This is a genomic window from Paenibacillus sp. FSL R5-0928, from assembly GCF_037970385.1.
Taxonomy (GTDB): Bacteria; Bacillota; Bacilli; order Paenibacillales; family Paenibacillaceae; genus Paenibacillus_AQ; species Paenibacillus_AQ odorifer.
The window spans coordinates 4,651,940-4,668,659 of record NZ_CP150225.1; the positions used below are offsets into that span (position 1 = coordinate 4,651,940).

Genomic DNA, 16,720 nt, shown 5'->3' on the forward strand with positions numbered 1-16,720 from the left:
CACCTCCGCCCTGCGGACATGCCTCCCCTGCGCATTTTTATTCTTTTCCAAGATAATGCAGTTTGAACTCGGACGGGGTCATTCCGGTATATTTCTTAAACACCTCGCTGAAATAGCGCCTGTGCTCATACCCAAGATCCTGGGCGATCTCCTGAACCTGCCGTCCGCTGATCAGCATCGCCTTGGCCTTCTCCATCTTCTCGTGCATCACATACTGCTGAAACGAAATCCCCTGCACCTTCTTGAACAGGTTGGAGAAATACCCCTGGCTGAGGTTAATCTGCTTCGCTACCTGCTCCAGCGACAGTCCCGTATCCAGATGGCTATCGATATAAGCGGCGGCCTGGCGGATAATCCGCGTGGACTCCAGGGAACGGGTCTCTGTAACCAGCGCACAGGCCTCCCGGCACAGCCCGGACAGCAGGTCCCGGATATCCTGCAGGGAAGGATGCACCTGGTTCTTCATGACGGCAATCCTGCGCTCCAGCGGCTCCACCTGCCCGTAGGGGAACTGCTCCAGCAGGACCCGGCAGATCCTGTAGCCCAGCTCATAGCCGACGCTTTCCACATAACGCGGCTCAGGCAAAAGCCCGCTGTCCAGCAGCTCCGCGAATAGCTGATCGAGCATCTGCAGGCTTTTGGCAGAATTGCCGGAACGCAGGGCGAACAGCAGCTCCTGCTCGACGGCGGCGGAGTAGCTGTGAAGTGCGAGCGGTTTATTCTCGATATTGCTGTAAATGTAGACCCCGTTGCCTCCGGTGTAGAAATGATAACCCAGCGCGCTAATCGCCTGCCTGTACGCTGCGCTCAGCTCCTGAATCGCCGCTGCGCCCAGCCCCACGCCAATGGAAAGCGTATGCCGGGAGAACCGGCTTACATTCGTGCAGCAGGCCTCCGTAACCAGCGCGGCCGTATCCGGGTCCGAGCCGTTCATGATGCAGACATACCGGTCTGTCGCCTCCCGGATGATGACGCCGCGGGTCCAGGCGGAAATCGTCTCTTCGAGAATATTGTGCAGGCTGAACCGCAGCAGCTCGACCTCCTGCACAGGCTGGCCGCTCAGTTTCTCCGTGAAATGATCGATTTCGGCGACAAACACGAAGAAATCATGCTGGTCCAGAGGGATATCGAGATAGGCCCAGCGGGAACGTGCATCCGATTCTGTCGTCTGGTGGTGCAGCAGGAAGATGAGATATTCCTGGCGGAGAATAGGCAGACTTTCTCTGATTTTGGCCTCCATCACAGCAAGTCTGGTGGTCTCCTGACGCTCCTCCCGGCACAACTCCCTGGCCTTCAGCACAGCCTGCATAATCTCGTCCAGCGAAAAGGGCTTCTTGACGAAATCAAGCGCCCCTAGTCGGATGGCTTCCTGGGCATAAGAGAACTCCGAGTAGGCGCTGAGGATAATAATCTTGCAGTCCGGAAGCACCTCCAGAATCGCCCGGGTCATCTGCAGGCCGTCCATTCTTGGCATTCGGATATCCGTCAGCACAATGTCCGGCCGGGTCTCGCGGATAATCTGCAGCCCCGCATCACCGTCAAGCGCCGTACCGACGACCTCAATACCGTGCTCCTGCCACGGCGGCTTGCGCGAGACCATCTCCACCACACTTTTAATATCGTCGATTACACATAACTTGAACCTTTCCTGCTCCAGCTCCCAGTCCATCCTTCATCTCTCCTCCCCTAACGGAATCCACAGATCTGTCCGTGATCCCTTACATGGTTCGCCACCAACGTCCATACGTGCTTCGGCCCCGTAATACAGCGCCAGCCGATGCCTGATGTTGAACAGGGCATAACCTTTCCTCGACTGCGGAGCCCTGACCATCCCCTGCTTGACCCGTGCAGCATCAAGACCCCGCCCGTTGTCGGTAATGCAAATATGCAGCAGTTCCTGCTCCCGGCTGACCGTGATGTCGATCCGGCCGCCGGCGGTCCGGTCGCTGAACCCGTGCTGAATGCTGTTCTCCACCACCGGCTGCAGGATAATCTTGGGCAGCAGGCAGGACAGCAGGGCCTCGTCCTCAACAGTCACCGTGTATTCAAACAACCCTTCATAGCATTTCTGCTGAAGGGCGAAATACTGCTGCATGTGGGACAGCTCATCCTCAAGGGGAATCAGATCCTTGCCGCCGCTGAGCCCGATCTGAAACATCTGCGACAACGACAGGATCATCTCATTCACATCATCATTCTCGCCCATGACCGATTTGCAATAAATGGTATTCAGAGTATTGTACAGAAAGTGCGGCTCCATCTGCGCCGTAAGTGCGCGGATCTCTGCATGACGCTTGTCCTCCTCCTTGGCCTTCACATCTGCAATCAGCACCTTAATCTCCGACATCATCCGGTTGAACTGATAGCCGACCTGGGCAACCTCATCCTCATAACGGCTCTCATAAACTACGCTTAGCTGGTTCTCCTCAACTCTGCGCATCAGCCGCCGCAGCTTGAACAGCGGCTTAAGCAGCACAGACGTCAGCTGATTGGAGATCAGCCAGGTGGCCAGCAGGAAGAATGCGATGACATAGAGGGTGATGCGCTGCACCCGCTGCAGCTTGCCCAGCAGCTGGTCCCTCGACTGCATGCCGGAGATGATCCAGTCCGGCGATGCCGCTGAGCCTGTATAATTAACCAGATACTCCTTCCCGCCATAGCTGTAGTTGTAATCCTTGGGACCGGCTGCTGTCCCGGCTCCGGCAAGCATCGGCTTCCAGGGGAACCTGCCTTGGAAGGGCCAGTGGGACTCCACCACCGCCTCGCCTTCACCGCTCACCAGGTAATAATCCCATCCCGCTTGTTGTCCCCCTTTATTCAGCAGCTCATTTATCCGGCTCTCCCTGATATTGACCACAATAAATACATTGCTGATCGGTGTGTAAGGGTATTCATAAATTCCCCGGACCACGAAGGAGACCACCCGCTGGCTGCCCGTGAATAACCGGTCATAATGTCCTTTGGCCCAGTAGCCGCCCGGCTTCCCCTTGCTCAGACCATATAATTCCGAGTCGTAGAATGAATGGTCCTGCGCCCGGGTCTGCGTAGTGGAATAGAAATCGCCTATCGGGGTAACGATCAGTACATTCTCAATGATCGGCTGATTGAACGTTGCCTGGGAGAGCACATATTGCAGATCCGACAGATGCACATAGTAATTCGACACATCATGGCTGAACACATCGAGCATCATCTTGCGGTACGCATCGCTCAGCATCAGGGACTGCACGGACAGCGCCACATCATTCAGGCGGGAATCCAGCAGCTGTGCCGTCTTGCTTACGGTCTCCTGGCTGCCCGCGTAGGCATTGTCCTCGATCTCCTGCGCGGCAATCCAATACGAGAAGCTGCCCATCGCACTGATGGACAGCGTGATCAGCACGATGAACGAGAACAGAATTCTCTGCTTGATGGATATCCGGTAATACCTGCTGACGATCTGCCGCCGGATCTGTCGGCCATAGGCTGTGAATTTATTCATAGTTCCCCCTTCTTGAGCATGTGTTTGTATGTTTGTATGTTTGTATGTTTGTATGTTCTTGTCACTTGTACCATACGGCTGCTCCAGCCCGGCGTCAAGACAGGGCATGACTATTTAGCTGATTCTGTCCCTTATTATCAATAGGCAGGGGGCCTCCGCTTAACATGGTGCGGATTCATTAATCATGGCTCAGGTTGACGGGAAGCTACGCGATTGAGTAATTATGCTTGTGACGGTCAGTCCACTCCGTTTGATGCCTTTCTGCGGCAAATGTTGAACGATCCAACAGTAGCAGAGCTCACTGATTTTGTTGCCTCATACGTAAAAAATAATACAATTAGCCAAACTGACGGTTTCAAGGGCGATTCTATGAAGCATGAAACAGAGATGGGGGGAACGTTGAGCGAAGTCCTGCCCCAACTGAATACTGGCGGCAACGCAGTGTTCACTTATTATGGCGGCAAGCAATCTGGTCCGCTTCATGTGGTATTCCATGTATAGGTCTGGGAACAATAAACTGCTTCCATTTGCTGCTTCGACACCTGGATGAATAAGGGCTGGGACCAGTTGTTGGCATTACGATTGCGGATGTAGAGCGCTATTGAGACCAGGAACATTGACGGATTGATCGAACGACTGGCTGCTGACGACTATGCGGCCCGTCTTCTGGATACCGGACATCGTCAATTTCAGCTAATCGGCTAATGTTTGGGAGGACTGATCGCGGTTGAAACAGCTGGTCGTTTGTTGGAGGCAGGGACTGGAGGTTGTAGACTTGGTGCTGGTAGACAGCCATCCTGTTTTTCATTCCATTGAAGATGAATTAGCAATGGAAGCGCTATTAGTACCGAACCTTAATATTTCACTGGAGCAGACCGGTTTTGTCGGAGTTGCCTCGGGACAACTTATTCGCGACCTACAGACAGTTTTTCTGTGAAAATAAGGGGAACTAGACGAATCGACGAATTTTAGTTTTTGGAGTCGGCCTTCTAAGTAAGCTTCTTTGTTTTTCAGCATGCTATAGGCTATGACCAGTAGGGTTCGTGCCATAGCAATTGGCGTTAGCATGAAAGAAGTACAAGAATGGCTAGGTCACAGTGTCTATTCCACCACAGCCAACATCTATGCTCACTTGGAATACAGTTTTAAGGTCACTTCCGCAAACCGAATGAATGAAGTAATAAAAATAAAAATAGTCCACCAGATTTTTAATCTATTGAACTGCTCTTAGTAAAGGGCGAGAGGACTCGAACCTCCACGGTTTCCCACTCGATTTTGAGTCGCGACTGCTATTGAGAAGATAGCAGAAATCAAGTCCAAGAAGAGGAGTTTAAAGACCGTAAGGGTTCCCGGTATCTGGGCAAAATGAAGCTTTTTGGGACGTTGGAGAGAACTCGGGAAGAACTCAGAAAGAACAACAACAGAACGGCCCGCTCCCTACCATTGACAAAATAATGAAGCATCTGTGTAGGGCGTATCTGAAAACTATCATTGAGTCAATTTAAAAATGGAAGCTATGTATATAAACGCGAGGAATGATTTAGTCAACTTATCGTAACGAGTGGCCACACGGCGAAAGTGTTTGATTTTATTGAAAAAGCATTGAACCAAGTGTAGTTCTTTCTACCGATACCAATCGACCTTCCATGGATGTTGACTATTCGTTTTAGGCGGAATGGTGTAAGTGGCCTGTTTAGTCGTAATCCAGTTCCGAATCGCTTCTGAGCCATAGGCTTTGTCGCCAAGAATGTGACTTCCAATAATATCTAACTCCTGAAGCAATTCAATCGCTGGAAAAGAATAACTTGACCACCCGTCAGTAGAAAAGCTAGAGGGTTGCCTAATCCATCGACCATGGCATGAAGTTTGGTCGTCTTGCCGCCACGACTGACGCCGATGTGTTGGTTTACTTCGTGTCCATCTGCGTTTTTTTTTGCACCGGCACTGTGTCGGTGGGCTTTGACCGATGTAGAATCGATGCTCAAGTTTTTAAAATCGGGTTCGATGTGAAGGGCTTGGAAGATGGCGAGAAGGAGTCCGGAGTCTCTCCATTTGCAGAAACGACTGTAGGCCGTTTTCCATGAACCATAACGTTCTTCCGGCAAGTCTCGCCATGCCGCACCACTTCGGGCAATCAAGGAAAGGCGTTAAACATCGTACGATTGCTTAATTTCGACGGTCTTCCTGTTTGATAGGGGGAACATGTCCTTTATTTGTTCCCACTGTTCATCGGTTATTTCGTACCGTCTTGGAATCATGCTTGTTTCTCCATTCGTTTTTCTCATATCATACCATAGGATTCTTTAGTTTTCAGACACGACCTAGATAAAGCGTAAGCAAGATTGTATGCAGTGGTCGTTTTGCCTGTACCGCCTTTCTGATTGGCAATGGTAATAACCGTCGTTTTGGACATTTCAATTCCCTCCCTGAAAACAGTAGGCTATTAAAATGAGTAAAAAAGATTTTATATCGTTCTCCTTTAACTGTTTCGCTTCTCTTCAAAGTCAGCCAAAACTGGCTCGGGAAGTTTGCGTTTCAAATGTGCCAGTATATGCTCAAAGCAATATACCAATGATTCGCGGTTTAAGTTCGGTATCCGTCCTAGCAACTCCCACTCGGCATTAGTCAGATTCTCTTTACACTTCAGGCATTTATGGTTTGAAACCGCAAATGATTGTATTGGAGCGGCTCCATCCTCTACTCCTGCAGGTGGTCCACTCTGTTGTAAATGTGCAAGCGCTGGGTTCCCTGCCCAGTCCTCAAGCTTGTAGGGGGCGAGATCCTTCCATCCCATCTCATAAGTATCAATCGCGTCGATGAAAGCTTCATTGACTGCCTGATCGACCGCTGTACGTATTAACTTGGGCTCGGCAGCAGGATCTCCATTCATAATCGATACTCCGTAGCCATCACGAGTATAGGGTCCAATACGGATCTGTACGATCGCCTTTACATAGCGATGTGGCACACTAATATCCAGCTACTTAATCTCCTTATCCCACTCACTGCCTGTTGCAGTCTCAATTCGATCTGTATAGACCTGATTGGGGATATAAACTCCCTTCTTATCTTTTCGGTGTGTTACTGTCCCTTCCGGAAAGCGCTGCTTCAGCGAAGCTATGATCTCCTGATAGTTATCCATCCTCTCATACCTTTCTATTAGTCATATTTTTTCATGATTTTAGAAAATCGTTCATAAACCTGGATGGCCATGTTTACTTCTATCCTACATAGTGACTTACTTGCTACCATGGAAGAAGTATATAATCCTTGCAGGTTTGATTGCTCCGAACCAATTCTTGAACCGCAAAATGCGGAATACGGAGCATATATCTTTACCTTAAATGCGCTGGCCATTAGATTCCGGGTGGCTATAATCACACCCACTAAAGTCGGGCAATTTGTGACACTATGGGAGCGAATTGGAGATCATCCCATCCAACCCTATGACATCTCAGATCCTGCTGATCTCTTCGTTATAAGTACACGAAATGGGAATCACTTTGGCCAATTTATTTTCCCAAAAGCTGTCCTAGGAGAACATGATATTCTATCTGCTAAAGGTGAAGGTGGAAAAAGAGCTTTTCGAGTCTACCCGCCTTGGGACAATCCCACGAGTCGCCAAGCTCAAAAAACGAAAACATGGCAGTCGGAATATTTCTTGGATATCCCTGCAAATAAACCCATAGACTACCTTCGTGCGCAAGCACTTTACGGTTTACCTGTAAATCTTACGGTCTGACCTATCTCCTCCACATGTTCCTTATCGCCCTGCAAAATAAAATAATAGTATACATCATCTCCTATTTTCACTGCTTCGGGATATTTAATTATAAGCGCCGCTTGATGATTCCATTCCTCTCCTTGGTCAGTAGAAGGCATTATCAACTTTGCCTTCTCTTCCTCTTTTAACCCCTCTAATGTCAGTTCAGTGATTTGCGGATTGGAGCCATATGGTTTCAGCTGATGGGAGGCAATGATTTCAGCTACTTCATCTATTGATTGTCCCTCTCCAGACATAGCGGATAATTGAAAAAAACCATCCTCCCCCTGACCCTTCTCATCATCTGCTGAATCGACGACCCATTCCGTTGGATACTTCAAAGAGACTCCATAAGCATTGGATGTAAAGGTTGCAAGCCCAGTTTGCGTAAGCAGCATACCGATTACAGTACCTGCAAGTGCAATAACCACGATAACCAACACCCAAAGCCACCGTTTTTTGTATACATTTGTTTTCACGATATCCTCCTAAATCAATAATTAGTTGACATGTACAATATTAGGAAATAAGATATAAACAAACATATGAGCAATCATTCATATGTATTGGTAAGGAGGAAATCATAATGAGCGATCTTAAAAATATCCTATCTCTACTTCTTTTCTTTATCTTCCTAATTTCTTATCTATTAAAGCTCCTTATACTTTACAAGAAAAACCACATTAAAGGAAACGTTCTGGCTAAAGGCGATAAACTATCTAAGATCCATTATACCGAGCTATTGGTAAAAACCTCTACTTTTTTATGGGGCGCAGCATGGTTTGTTTTTTCCGTAGCAGAGTCCTTTATGGTTACACTTGTAGGTAAACCGTTTGATATTCCTGTAATTCACTTTAGCGGTGTTGGTGTAGCTGCCCTCGGATGTTTTATTTTCATTCAAGCTATGATTGCTATGCGCACTTCATGGAGAGTTGGGATTGATAAGACTACTGTAACCAAACTCATCACACACGGTATTTATAAATATAGTAGAAACGCTGCATTTGTCGGGTTTGATCTCATGTTTCTGGGATTGTATCTGATGTACCCCAATCTGTTAACACTCCTAATATTCATTCTTAACATTGCCGCGATTCATTTACTAATTCTTCAAGAAGAGCAACATTTAAAGTCCGTATTCAGAGATGAATATATCCAATATTCCAATAATACACCTAGATATTTTCTATTTTAAAATCTTTTATCACAGCTCGGATAATTTATATTCGCTATATCATTTTACATTTTTTACAAGACAAGAAAACATTCTCTTAATGTAACTACTATAATATGAGACTGTAAACATACATTAGGAGGGAAATTATGAAATCACCGAAAAAGCATGGCGTCAAAACAGCAATTGTAGCGACAGCGGCAACGGCTCTTTTTGTATCCAGCATAGTCACTACTCATGCACCTAATCAAGCAGACGCAGCATCTTCGAACACAAGAAATGTAATTCTGTTTATTGGAGACGGAATGGGTGCTGCTCAGCGTGATGCCATCCGGCTTGCCACCGTAGGTGAAAAAGGAAATCTAGCAATGGATTCGATGCCATACGTTGGATTAATTCATACAAGCTCCACTGTCCCTGTTACAGATTCGGCTGCTTCTGCTTCAGCCTATGCCAGCGGTGTGAAAACTTATAATGGAGCTATCGGAATGGATGCCGATAAAAAAAGTGTTAAAACCATTATGGAATATGCTAAAGATGCCGGAAAATCAACAGGTGTCGTTACTACTAGTCAGATTACAGACGCGACTGGCGCCGCATTTGGTGCTCACGTCGAAGACCGCTCAAAGCAAAGTGATATCGCCCTCCAGCTTCTGACTAAGAGCAAGGTTGATGTTCTGCTTGGTGGGGGTGAGGATTTCTGGTACCCTGCAGGCAATCCCGGGAAATTCCCAGATGAACCCGCTGAAGATCCTTCAGAGAAAAGCAAAGGAACACAAGGTAACCTTGTTGATAAAGCTAAACAATTGGGCTACACCTATGTAACGAACAAAGCGGATATGCAAAAAGCAAAAGACGGCAAGCTACTGGGAATATTCGCAAACGAGGAAATGTTCCAGCAAAATCCTGAGGGTGAAGGGGATATTTATAATCCGGTGGTATCGCTGCCCGAGATGACTAAGAAAGCTATAGATACGCTAGCAACAAATAAAAAGGGATTTTTCCTTATGGTGGAAGAAGAAGGCACTGACGAATTTGCACACCAAAACAACGCTAAAATGACGATTAGATCAGGTCAAGAACTGGACAAATCCGTGCAAGTAGCCAAAGACTTCGCCAAAAAGAATCCAGATACACTGGTTCTAGTTCTTGCCGATCATGAGACCGGCGGATTTTCTATTGAAGCAGTTGACGCAGATGATGAGTCCGGTGACGGCATATCCAAAGAAGACGGTCCATTCGCCATCGCCAATTCCAAACACAATTTTGTAGTGGACTGGACGACCTCAGGCCATACTGCGGTTGATATTCCAATCACAGCTATGGGCAAAAATGCACAATTATTTACTGGAATCTACGAAAACACCGAAGTATTCACCAAGCTTATGCAAGCATCAGGTTTTAAAGCCAAAAAATAAAGGCGAACAATAAAAGACTAGCCAAATTAAGGAGGATGCCCCCTGCTCTCTATTGAGCAGGGGGCATCCTCACTTCTGATTACCTCGGTTGATATTAGCATCAATTAAAGCATTTTTGTGCTTGTTATCTTCTTCTTCTTCTTCTGTTACAACTACGCTTTTCAAAAATAACGGACTGTTATTAGTAATCATCAAATTATACTCATTATCGTTTGCTACTTTTGTATCATACTTAAGTATTTCTTCACAGTCATAAGCTTGACTCTCCAATCTTATATTCTATTGTACCTCCTCATATTTTAAAAAATGATTGGTTCATAGGGTGCTAAACTGTTTCCTTATGCTTCTAATTTACGTGACAGCTCCTTAATTAACTCGATCTCTCGTAAAACCATACTTCGGGTGTAAAAATAGAGCTCCTCAGAGTAATCCATATCCTCACTATTGCCTACTACTTTGGATAACTGCTGTAAATGGTCCAGCTTTTCGTTCATATAAGTCTCTCTGTAATCAAGCAATCTTCTACGTGTCTCCTGATCCAAAAGCTCATAATAAGCAAGACGAATAGACCATTCATTATCAATTCGAATAGTCTCCAGCGTAAATTCTGTTAAGCAGGTGTTAAACCGCTCCTCACCCTCAGTAGTTATAGAATATACATAACGTTTAGGCCGGCGTTCCTGAATTTCCGTTTTTTTGATTACCCATTTTCGCTTTTCAAATAATTTCAGCTTTGGATAAAGCGAGTTATTGTTTACGATTTTATCATTGCCCATTACAAAAATAATGTTTTTTTTAATTTCATAACCATGTTTGGCCCCTTTCATTAATTGGGCCAGAATCAAAACTTCAATATCCATAATCATCCTCCGGGCTTCCGGAATACGTATCCGGTTCATCATTTTCTTATATTACCTCAATTACTACAATCCTGCCAAATCACTCGTGATTTTTTGCACATACTTTCAGCCCTCCCTTTCGCTAATATAGGTTAAAATAACCTATTTATTTTTAACCTATATGTAGAGAGGAAGTTATCATATGGAATTCACACATTTATTTAGCAAGGGCACAATCGGAAATATGGAGCTTAAGAACCGGGTCATTTTACCAGCGATGGGCACGAAAATGAATGCGCCGGGTGGATACGTCAGTGATCGTCTGATTGATTACCATGTAGCACGAGCTAAAGGCGGCAACGGCTTAAATACTGTAGAAGTAACAACTATTCACCCAACGGCGGCCTCCGATGATGCTCCTGCCCTTTATGATGATAAATTTATTCCAGGTATGGCTCAATTAGCATTAGCTATTCGAGAGGCAGGAGGCAAAAGCTGTCTACAGTTATGGCATGGAGGTAAAGTAACTCCCAACCTAATTCAGGTCTCCTCTTCACCTGTTCCATTTGAAGGCGTAAGTCATATACCACGTGAACTTGCGCATCATGAAGTCGGCGAGATGGTTCAAGCTTACGCAGATACAGCCTCACGTGCGAAGAAAGCCGGATTTGACAGCGTGGAATTCCATGCCGGCCATGGTTATTTGCCCCAACAATTTCTAAGTCCTGCAATGAATTTTCGTCAGGATGAATACGGCGGTTCTTGGGAGAATCGTTGCCGCTTCCCGTTGGCTTGTATCCGCGCTATCCGGGAAGCGGTTGGACCTGGGTTCCCTATCTTGATGAGAATTTCTGCAATTGAGGATCTACCGGGCGGACTTACGCTGGAAGATATGAAGCTCTTCTCGAAGCTCGCTGAAGAAGCTGGAATTGATGCTATTAATGTATCTCGTGGGGTCCCTGCTGGCGCTGCAATTAAATATGAAGTTCCGCCAATCGATTTACCTGTGGGCTTCAATGTAGATAACGCAGCACAAATTAAATCTGTGGTTAACATCCCTGTTATTGCCGTAGGCCGTATTAATGATCCAGCAATTGCAGACCGGATAATCGCGGAGGGTTTGGCTGATTTTGTAGCCATTGGGCGTGCGCAGCTGGCTGATCCGGAATTCTGCAATAAAGCTTTAGCCGGACGTGCAGACACCATCGTTAAATGTGTGGGTTGCGACCAAGGCTGCTTCGATGGATTCGTGAATCCTAATGTGCCATTTATCAGCTGTGTGTTTAATCCTGCAACCGGCCGTGAAAGTGAATATGAATTGCAGCAAACGAATATCCCCAAGAAAATACTTATTGCTGGTGGTGGCCCTGGTGGATTAGAAGCAGCTGTCACACTGAAACGACGTGGGCATCATCCAATATTATGCGAAAAAAATGACATTCTAGGCGGACAGCTTTATATTGCCGGCGCCGCACCACGTAAAGAGGAAATGGCTGCAGCCGCTCTGAATATGGGAGAAACCGCTAAACGTGAAGGTGTAGACATTCGATTGAATACAGAGGTTACACCTGAATTAATCCAAGAAATTGGTCCAGATGAGGTCATTCTTGCAATCGGATCTTCTCCTATTATTCCGCCTGTGGAAGGCGTCGACAGTTCACATGTGGTCAATTCACATGATGTGTTGTGGGGAACGGTTCATCCAGAAGGAAGAGTCGTTATTATCGGTGGCGGTTTAGTGGGGCTTGAGGTCGCAGAGCTGCTTGTAGAACGCGGACATCAAATCACTGTAGTTGAAATGCAAGCCGATGTTGCTAATGATCTAGGACTTTTGCGTAAAATCTGTGTCATGGAAAGTCTATATGGACATGGCGTTGAATTAATAACCAACAGCAAATGTATGGCGATTCAAGGGGATAGCGTAATTGTTGAAAAAGACGGCGAATCTCACAGCCTACCTGCTGATTATGTAGTAATCGCCGTAGGTTCACGCGCCCTCAACAAACAACCTCTTCAGGATTTCTTGGAGGAAAGCTCCATCCCTTATCATGTAATTGGCGATGCGGTGCAAGCGCGTAGAGCGCTTAATGCGATTTGGGAAGGCGCTGAATTAGCTAGACGAATCTAATTAAGCTAGCTATAAGATTTATGAAACAAACCCGGCAGGTCGCCCTGCCGGGTTATTTTTTACTCAGAGTGCATTCGTGAGCGGTTATCCGGTAATCGGTATCCATTCAACCATTCACCCATTATGCCGTTCTGTCTTTCGGACTCAGGAGGCGCTATTGAGCTAAAAGTAGTCTTTTTACGAATCTATCGGACCCAGATGCCGCTATTCCGCAAAAACAGGGGGCAAAAGTGGTGCTGCGACGGGAATAACTGCATTGGAGTCCGAAAAGCTCAGCAAATCAGCATTTAGGAGCTAATAAGTGCACTGGTGTCCGTTAGCGTTAAAGGTGCGCACAAAAGTATGGTAAGAAAGATGAAAACGGTGAGAATGATGAGAATAGTGAAATACTCATGTCAATGAACCACTCACATTCATTTTGAGTATCGGCAGCCCAATAAATGCCGCATATCGCTCAGCTTCTTTAAGTACCAACTTTTCCGTATCGCCCAGATCGGCAAAAGGATGGATCACAATCTCAATCCCCTTGGTCTTTAGGGTTCTTTTCCATGTACCCACAACCTGACCCTCCACAACAATCGTTGGAAGAAAAACACCATTATTCCCCGGAACTATCAAAGGAGCAACGTCGGGCTCTAGAACGGCACTTCGGTCTTTATAACCAAGAATGTACTCATCAAAACCCGGAAGCAGATGAACGCCCGAGTCCTCAGCAGTTGGCTCTAGCCGATGAGCAGACATCCAATACTCACTGCCATCAATAACCTCTGATTGCAGTTGACTTTTGGCCGCTTCCAGTCCTCGTCTGGCATCTGTAAGGGTTATGCCTGCCCACCAAGCAAAATCTTGAACAGTTGCTAAACCATGTCCAGTGAAATATCTCCGAGCGAGTTCATACAATGACTCTTCGTAAGTAAGATCGCGAAAATGAGGCACCCATTCCTCTAGCAAAACAATCGTTTGCTGCTTACCATTCATCGGCCCGAAACAAATCAGCCCTTGGTACGCAACATTCCACAACATATGATAACCACGCTGGTTCCCTGTGTGAATACCTTCTTCTTCTATTAGCTGAAGTAAAAGAGCACGATCTAGCTGCTTTCCACCTTGTAAAGCATTAACTATAATATGTCTACAACGTTCTAGTGTCTGATCATCTAGCCCAAGCTCTGCATTTCGTCGCTTTGTTTGTCCCGCTAAACGCGGCACAGATAGCTGATGCATCCACTTTACATCTTCCGGTGGGACAAAATGAAGCGTACCACGCAGCGTCCAATTCAGAATCATCTTGCGATCAACGATAGCACACTCTATATCAGCTAAATTCGAAGATGGAGTACGTAATCCGATCGCCCACATCGCCTGCATGTAGTCCTGCGCCTGTATTGCCCCTAATTCTTTAACGACCTGTTCGGGCTTGATTAGCTTGGAATCAACGATCTTCTGATTATATAAACGCTGAGCAGCTATCATTTTATTCGTCACACTTTACCTCCTTAAGTGAACCTTATCAAACCATCGTCTAACCTTATAGGAATGATTTTAATATAATTTTTTCCAATCTCATAGTTTTTCTTATTTCTTAGCTATATTATTGGATAGGATGAAGTTTCGATTCAATCTCTTCCCGGCGTTCTTCCAGAAAAGAAGGTAAGGTCAAATTCTCGCCCAGCGCATCAAAAGATTCATCAATCTCAAACCCTGGACCATCTGTAGCAAGCTCAAAAAGAATATGGTTCGGATCACGGAAATACAAAGAATGGAAGTAATAACGATCAATGACCCCTGTGTTCTTGAACCCTGCAGCTGTGATTTTAGCAGCCCATGCGGTTAACTCTTCCAGATCCTTCACTCTTATAGCCACATGATGAATACTGCCTTTTCCCGGTCTTTCCCGGTCTTGATCATTAACTTCTTTGAGCTGAAGTTCAGTGTACAAGCCGCCTTTAGCTGTTTCATAAATATCCACCATTACCTTCGGGTCACCCATGGATGGCACTCTACGAACTTGTGTATAGCCTAAAACATCCTCTAAAACAGCCTTTGTACGGCTAGCCTCACGGACAGTCAATTCAACGGGACCCAAACCAACAATGGCATATTGTGGTGGAATATCATCAGTAATCCAAGGTTCTACCAGCTGAGTCACATTATCTTTTTCTGCGGACACCAGATGAACCGTTAATTCATCACTATCCTGAAAAGTAAGCGAATTACGCTCCTCTATACTTACGATAGCTTCATGAGCGATTTCAAATGTATCTAATCTGTTAGCCCAATATACTAAGGCCTCATCGCTAGGAACGAGAAGAGAGATTGCAGAAATACTGTTCGTTCCTTTCCGGGTCTGCCCTGCATTTGGCATTTCAAAAAAAGATACCTCGGTGCCTGGAGCGCCATTAGGATTGCCATAGAATAAATGGTACATGGTTGGATCGTCCTGATTTACGGTTTTTTTGACAAGTCTTAGTCCCAGTACTTCTGTATAAAACCATAGGTTTTGTTTAGCGTCTTTAGTAATCATTGATACATGATGTTGTCCGGTTATTTGTTGTTGGCTCATTTTAATTTCCTCCTAATATGATTATGGTTTACTAGTAAACTGATGCTGAAAAAAGGAAGCTTTATTCACAATAAAGCTTTTACAATACTACTGAACTCCTCGGGAAATTCGATTCTCATTCTGGCTATGGCGGTGAATCTTCTTAAGCATGCTGTAAAATACTTTCTTCTCGTCGTCCGTCAGTGGATCGAATAACGAAGCTTGGAAATCCGATTGCAAAGGAAGAACCTTCTCGATAAGCGCTTGGCCCTTTTCAGTTAAAGAAATATACTTCACCTTCCAATCCTGCTTACGCTCAATCCATCCTTCTTTTTCTAATCTGCCAAGCATATGTGATACTCCACCTTTAGTAATGGTTAAATGCTCGGCAATTTCCATCTGTGTCACAGGCTGATGTAATAGTATTTGTACTAACGCATCAAACTGGCTAACCGTTAAATCAAACTGCTTCAAGAACTCATTGGAAAGATCGTTACTATTGTCATAAACTCTTACCAGCCGCAGCCAGATCAACAAGCTTAGTTTGTTGTCTTCAGTGAATCCATTGTCTCGCATTATGCCACATCCATTGCTTTGGAATTGGATCTATTTGATTATCAGTTTACTAGTAATCTGATATGAAGTCAAGTTTCGTATTAACTTAAGAAATAGAGAAGCACAGATAAACCATTACTAAACATGTGCGCGCCTATAGGCACTAATATATTTTTTCTTTTCTCATATAGGTAGGCAAAGATTAATCCAGCAGCCATATAAGAGAAGATATTCCACATTTCGTTATAGTTACTCTGGAACACCACGGCTCTATAGACATGTTGAAAGCCAAATAAAAAGGAGGATATCAGATAAGCCAGAAGACGACTCTTCCTGCGGATCGTTCTATAAATGGTAACCCGATATACTAATTCTTCAATCAAGGGGCCAATCCATACCACGTTCACTGTAAAAATAAATGGATACGAGGACAACATTGCCCGTAAATCCACCTCATTAACAGACTTTGTAATAGGATGAAAAATGGAGATTAGTGTGGGAATCAACATACTTCCGATGATAATAATCAAACAAAGTCCCCAAATCATCCATAACATATTACGGACCCAGTATTGTCTGAAATCATGGATAGCTTGTTTATAGAACCCCCTAAAACCTAAAATCACTCCTATGTAGATCAGACCATTCAACAGTAAGGCCATTCGATTTTGTTGTTCTGGCTGCCAAATAAAAACATGGTTAAGAATCTCCATAACCGGCCTGATCAAGAGAATGGAGAACAATCCTAAAAAGTACATTACTGCTAATATAACGCCCAAGATCAATTGCCTTTTACTTAATTTTTCATCAATCATTATAA

18 protein-coding genes and 1 pseudogene are annotated in these 16,720 nt (G+C 45.3%); 6 read left to right on the forward strand and 13 right to left on the reverse strand.

Going from position 1 to position 16,720, the window contains the following annotated elements:
• Positions 1 to 37: 37 nt before the first annotated feature.
• Together MKZ16_RS21030 and MKZ16_RS21035 are read right to left on the reverse strand one after the other, a co-directional pair.
• Positions 38 to 1,669 (reverse strand): response regulator, encoded by a 1,632-nt coding sequence (locus MKZ16_RS21030; protein ID WP_076105252.1) that lies wholly within the window; start codon positions 1,667 to 1,669, stop codon positions 38 to 40.
• A 3-nt stretch (positions 1,670 to 1,672) separates the two neighbouring features.
• A complete protein-coding gene (locus tag MKZ16_RS21035; protein WP_076105251.1) occupies positions 1,673 to 3,481 on the reverse strand; it encodes a sensor histidine kinase in 1,809 nt (602 codons plus the stop codon).
• Positions 3,482 to 3,694: 213 nt separating this feature from the next.
• Here MKZ16_RS21035 and MKZ16_RS21040 point away from each other — a divergent pair, with 213 nt between their 5' ends.
• Both MKZ16_RS21040 and MKZ16_RS21045 read left to right on the forward strand, forming a co-directional pair.
• Entirely contained in the window at positions 3,695 to 3,982 is a 288-nt protein-coding gene (locus MKZ16_RS21040; RefSeq protein ID WP_076105250.1) for a hypothetical protein, read from the forward strand.
• A gap of 226 nt (positions 3,983 to 4,208) precedes the next feature.
• The gene (locus tag MKZ16_RS21045; protein WP_076273775.1) at positions 4,209 to 4,418 is read left to right on the forward strand and encodes a hypothetical protein; all 210 of its coding nucleotides are present in this window, start codon (positions 4,209 to 4,211) and stop codon (positions 4,416 to 4,418) included.
• Between the two features lie 551 nt (positions 4,419 to 4,969).
• Here MKZ16_RS21045 and MKZ16_RS21050 read toward each other — a convergent pair.
• The 4 genes and pseudogenes from MKZ16_RS21050 to MKZ16_RS21065 all read right to left on the reverse strand — a co-directional run bounded on the left by MKZ16_RS21050 (position 4,970) and on the right by MKZ16_RS21065 (position 6,623).
• Positions 4,970 to 5,739, reverse strand: a pseudogene (locus MKZ16_RS21050) (IS5 family transposase).
• 23 nt (positions 5,740 to 5,762) lie between these two features.
• Positions 5,763 to 5,894, reverse strand: a complete 132-nt coding sequence (locus MKZ16_RS21055; protein ID WP_080742533.1) for a ParA family protein — start codon at positions 5,892 to 5,894, stop codon at positions 5,763 to 5,765.
• 66 nt (positions 5,895 to 5,960) lie between these two features.
• The gene (locus MKZ16_RS21060; protein WP_143759060.1) at positions 5,961 to 6,449 is read right to left on the reverse strand and encodes a hypothetical protein; all 489 of its coding nucleotides are present in this window, start codon (positions 6,447 to 6,449) and stop codon (positions 5,961 to 5,963) included.
• 12 nt (positions 6,450 to 6,461) lie between these two features.
• Complete coding sequence (locus MKZ16_RS21065) at positions 6,462 to 6,623, reverse strand: hypothetical protein (protein WP_155288153.1); 162 nt, start codon at positions 6,621 to 6,623, stop codon at positions 6,462 to 6,464.
• Positions 6,624 to 6,731: 108 nt separating this feature from the next.
• Here MKZ16_RS21065 and MKZ16_RS21070 point away from each other — a divergent pair, with 108 nt between their 5' ends.
• The gene (locus tag MKZ16_RS21070; RefSeq protein WP_339814686.1) at positions 6,732 to 7,223 is read left to right on the forward strand and encodes a MepB family protein; all 492 of its coding nucleotides are present in this window, start codon (positions 6,732 to 6,734) and stop codon (positions 7,221 to 7,223) included.
• Here the strand turns inward: MKZ16_RS21070 and MKZ16_RS21075 are convergent.
• A complete protein-coding gene (locus MKZ16_RS21075) occupies positions 7,193 to 7,723 on the reverse strand; it encodes a hypothetical protein (RefSeq protein ID WP_038572309.1) in 531 nt (176 codons plus the stop codon). The two genes, MKZ16_RS21070 and MKZ16_RS21075, sit on opposite strands and share 31 nt — an antisense overlap.
• 107 nt (positions 7,724 to 7,830) lie before the next feature.
• Between MKZ16_RS21075 and MKZ16_RS21080 the strand changes: the two genes are divergently transcribed.
• Together MKZ16_RS21080 and MKZ16_RS21085 are read left to right on the forward strand one after the other, a co-directional pair.
• A complete protein-coding gene (locus MKZ16_RS21080) occupies positions 7,831 to 8,439 on the forward strand; it encodes an isoprenylcysteine carboxylmethyltransferase family protein (protein WP_036688989.1) in 609 nt (202 codons plus the stop codon).
• Between the two features lie 128 nt (positions 8,440 to 8,567).
• Positions 8,568 to 9,836 (forward strand): alkaline phosphatase, encoded by a 1,269-nt coding sequence (locus MKZ16_RS21085; RefSeq protein WP_076105247.1) that lies wholly within the window; start codon positions 8,568 to 8,570, stop codon positions 9,834 to 9,836.
• A gap of 69 nt (positions 9,837 to 9,905) precedes the next feature.
• On the opposite strand, the gene MKZ16_RS21090 is transcribed toward MKZ16_RS21085, so the two are convergent.
• Together MKZ16_RS21090 and MKZ16_RS21095 are read right to left on the reverse strand one after the other, a co-directional pair.
• Positions 9,906 to 10,106: a hypothetical protein gene (locus MKZ16_RS21090; protein ID WP_076105246.1), complete on the reverse strand. Its 201-nt coding sequence runs from the start codon at positions 10,104 to 10,106 to the stop codon at positions 9,906 to 9,908.
• Positions 10,107 to 10,174: 68 nt separating this feature from the next.
• Positions 10,175 to 10,696 carry a PadR family transcriptional regulator gene (locus MKZ16_RS21095; protein ID WP_036688994.1) on the reverse strand — a complete coding sequence of 174 codons (522 nt, stop codon included), beginning with the start codon at positions 10,694 to 10,696 and terminating at the stop codon, positions 10,175 to 10,177.
• Positions 10,697 to 10,877: 181 nt separating this feature from the next.
• Between MKZ16_RS21095 and MKZ16_RS21100 the strand changes: the two genes are divergently transcribed.
• Positions 10,878 to 12,803: an FAD-dependent oxidoreductase gene (locus MKZ16_RS21100; RefSeq protein WP_052097144.1), complete on the forward strand. Its 1,926-nt coding sequence runs from the start codon at positions 10,878 to 10,880 to the stop codon at positions 12,801 to 12,803.
• 390 nt (positions 12,804 to 13,193) lie between these two features.
• Here the strand turns inward: MKZ16_RS21100 and MKZ16_RS21105 are convergent, their stop codons facing one another.
• From MKZ16_RS21105 to MKZ16_RS21120, 4 genes are all read right to left on the reverse strand, one after another.
• A complete protein-coding gene (locus MKZ16_RS21105) occupies positions 13,194 to 14,288 on the reverse strand; it encodes a winged helix DNA-binding domain-containing protein (protein ID WP_076105245.1) in 1,095 nt (364 codons plus the stop codon).
• Positions 14,289 to 14,394: 106 nt separating this feature from the next.
• Entirely contained in the window at positions 14,395 to 15,366 is a 972-nt protein-coding gene (locus MKZ16_RS21110; RefSeq protein WP_076105244.1) for a ring-cleaving dioxygenase, read from the reverse strand.
• 87 nt (positions 15,367 to 15,453) lie between these two features.
• Complete coding sequence (locus MKZ16_RS21115; protein WP_076105243.1) at positions 15,454 to 15,921, reverse strand: MarR family transcriptional regulator; 468 nt, start codon at positions 15,919 to 15,921, stop codon at positions 15,454 to 15,456.
• A gap of 80 nt (positions 15,922 to 16,001) precedes the next feature.
• Positions 16,002 to 16,715, reverse strand: coding sequence for a type II CAAX endopeptidase family protein (locus tag MKZ16_RS21120; protein ID WP_076105242.1), 714 nt, complete (start codon positions 16,713 to 16,715; stop codon positions 16,002 to 16,004).
• Between the last annotated feature and the right edge of the window lie 5 nt (positions 16,716 to 16,720).

Bases quoted from the DNA above. Each gene is read 5' to 3' on its own strand.
- MKZ16_RS21030 (WP_076105252.1), bottom strand. From the start codon at position 1,669: ATGGACTGGGAGCTGGAGCAGGAAAGGTTCAAGTTATGTGTAATCGAC.
- MKZ16_RS21035 (WP_076105251.1), bottom strand. From the start codon at position 3,481: ATGAATAAATTCACAGCCTATGGCCGACAGATCCGGCGGCAGATCGTC.
- MKZ16_RS21055 (WP_080742533.1), bottom strand. From the start codon at position 5,894: ATGTCCAAAACGACGGTTATTACCATTGCCAATCAGAAAGGCGGTACA.
- MKZ16_RS21065 (WP_155288153.1), bottom strand. From the start codon at position 6,623: ATGGATAACTATCAGGAGATCATAGCTTCGCTGAAGCAGCGCTTTCCG.
- MKZ16_RS21070 (WP_339814686.1), top strand. From the start codon at position 6,732: ATGGAAGAAGTATATAATCCTTGCAGGTTTGATTGCTCCGAACCAATT.
- MKZ16_RS21080 (WP_036688989.1), top strand. From the start codon at position 7,831: ATGAGCGATCTTAAAAATATCCTATCTCTACTTCTTTTCTTTATCTTC.
- MKZ16_RS21085 (WP_076105247.1), top strand. From the start codon at position 8,568: ATGAAATCACCGAAAAAGCATGGCGTCAAAACAGCAATTGTAGCGACA.
- MKZ16_RS21095 (WP_036688994.1), bottom strand. From the start codon at position 10,696: ATGGATATTGAAGTTTTGATTCTGGCCCAATTAATGAAAGGGGCCAAA.
- MKZ16_RS21100 (WP_052097144.1), top strand. From the start codon at position 10,878: ATGGAATTCACACATTTATTTAGCAAGGGCACAATCGGAAATATGGAG.
- MKZ16_RS21110 (WP_076105244.1), bottom strand. From the start codon at position 15,366: ATGAGCCAACAACAAATAACCGGACAACATCATGTATCAATGATTACT.
- MKZ16_RS21115 (WP_076105243.1), bottom strand. From the start codon at position 15,921: ATGCGAGACAATGGATTCACTGAAGACAACAAACTAAGCTTGTTGATC.
- MKZ16_RS21120 (WP_076105242.1), bottom strand. From the start codon at position 16,715: ATGATTGATGAAAAATTAAGTAAAAGGCAATTGATCTTGGGCGTTATA.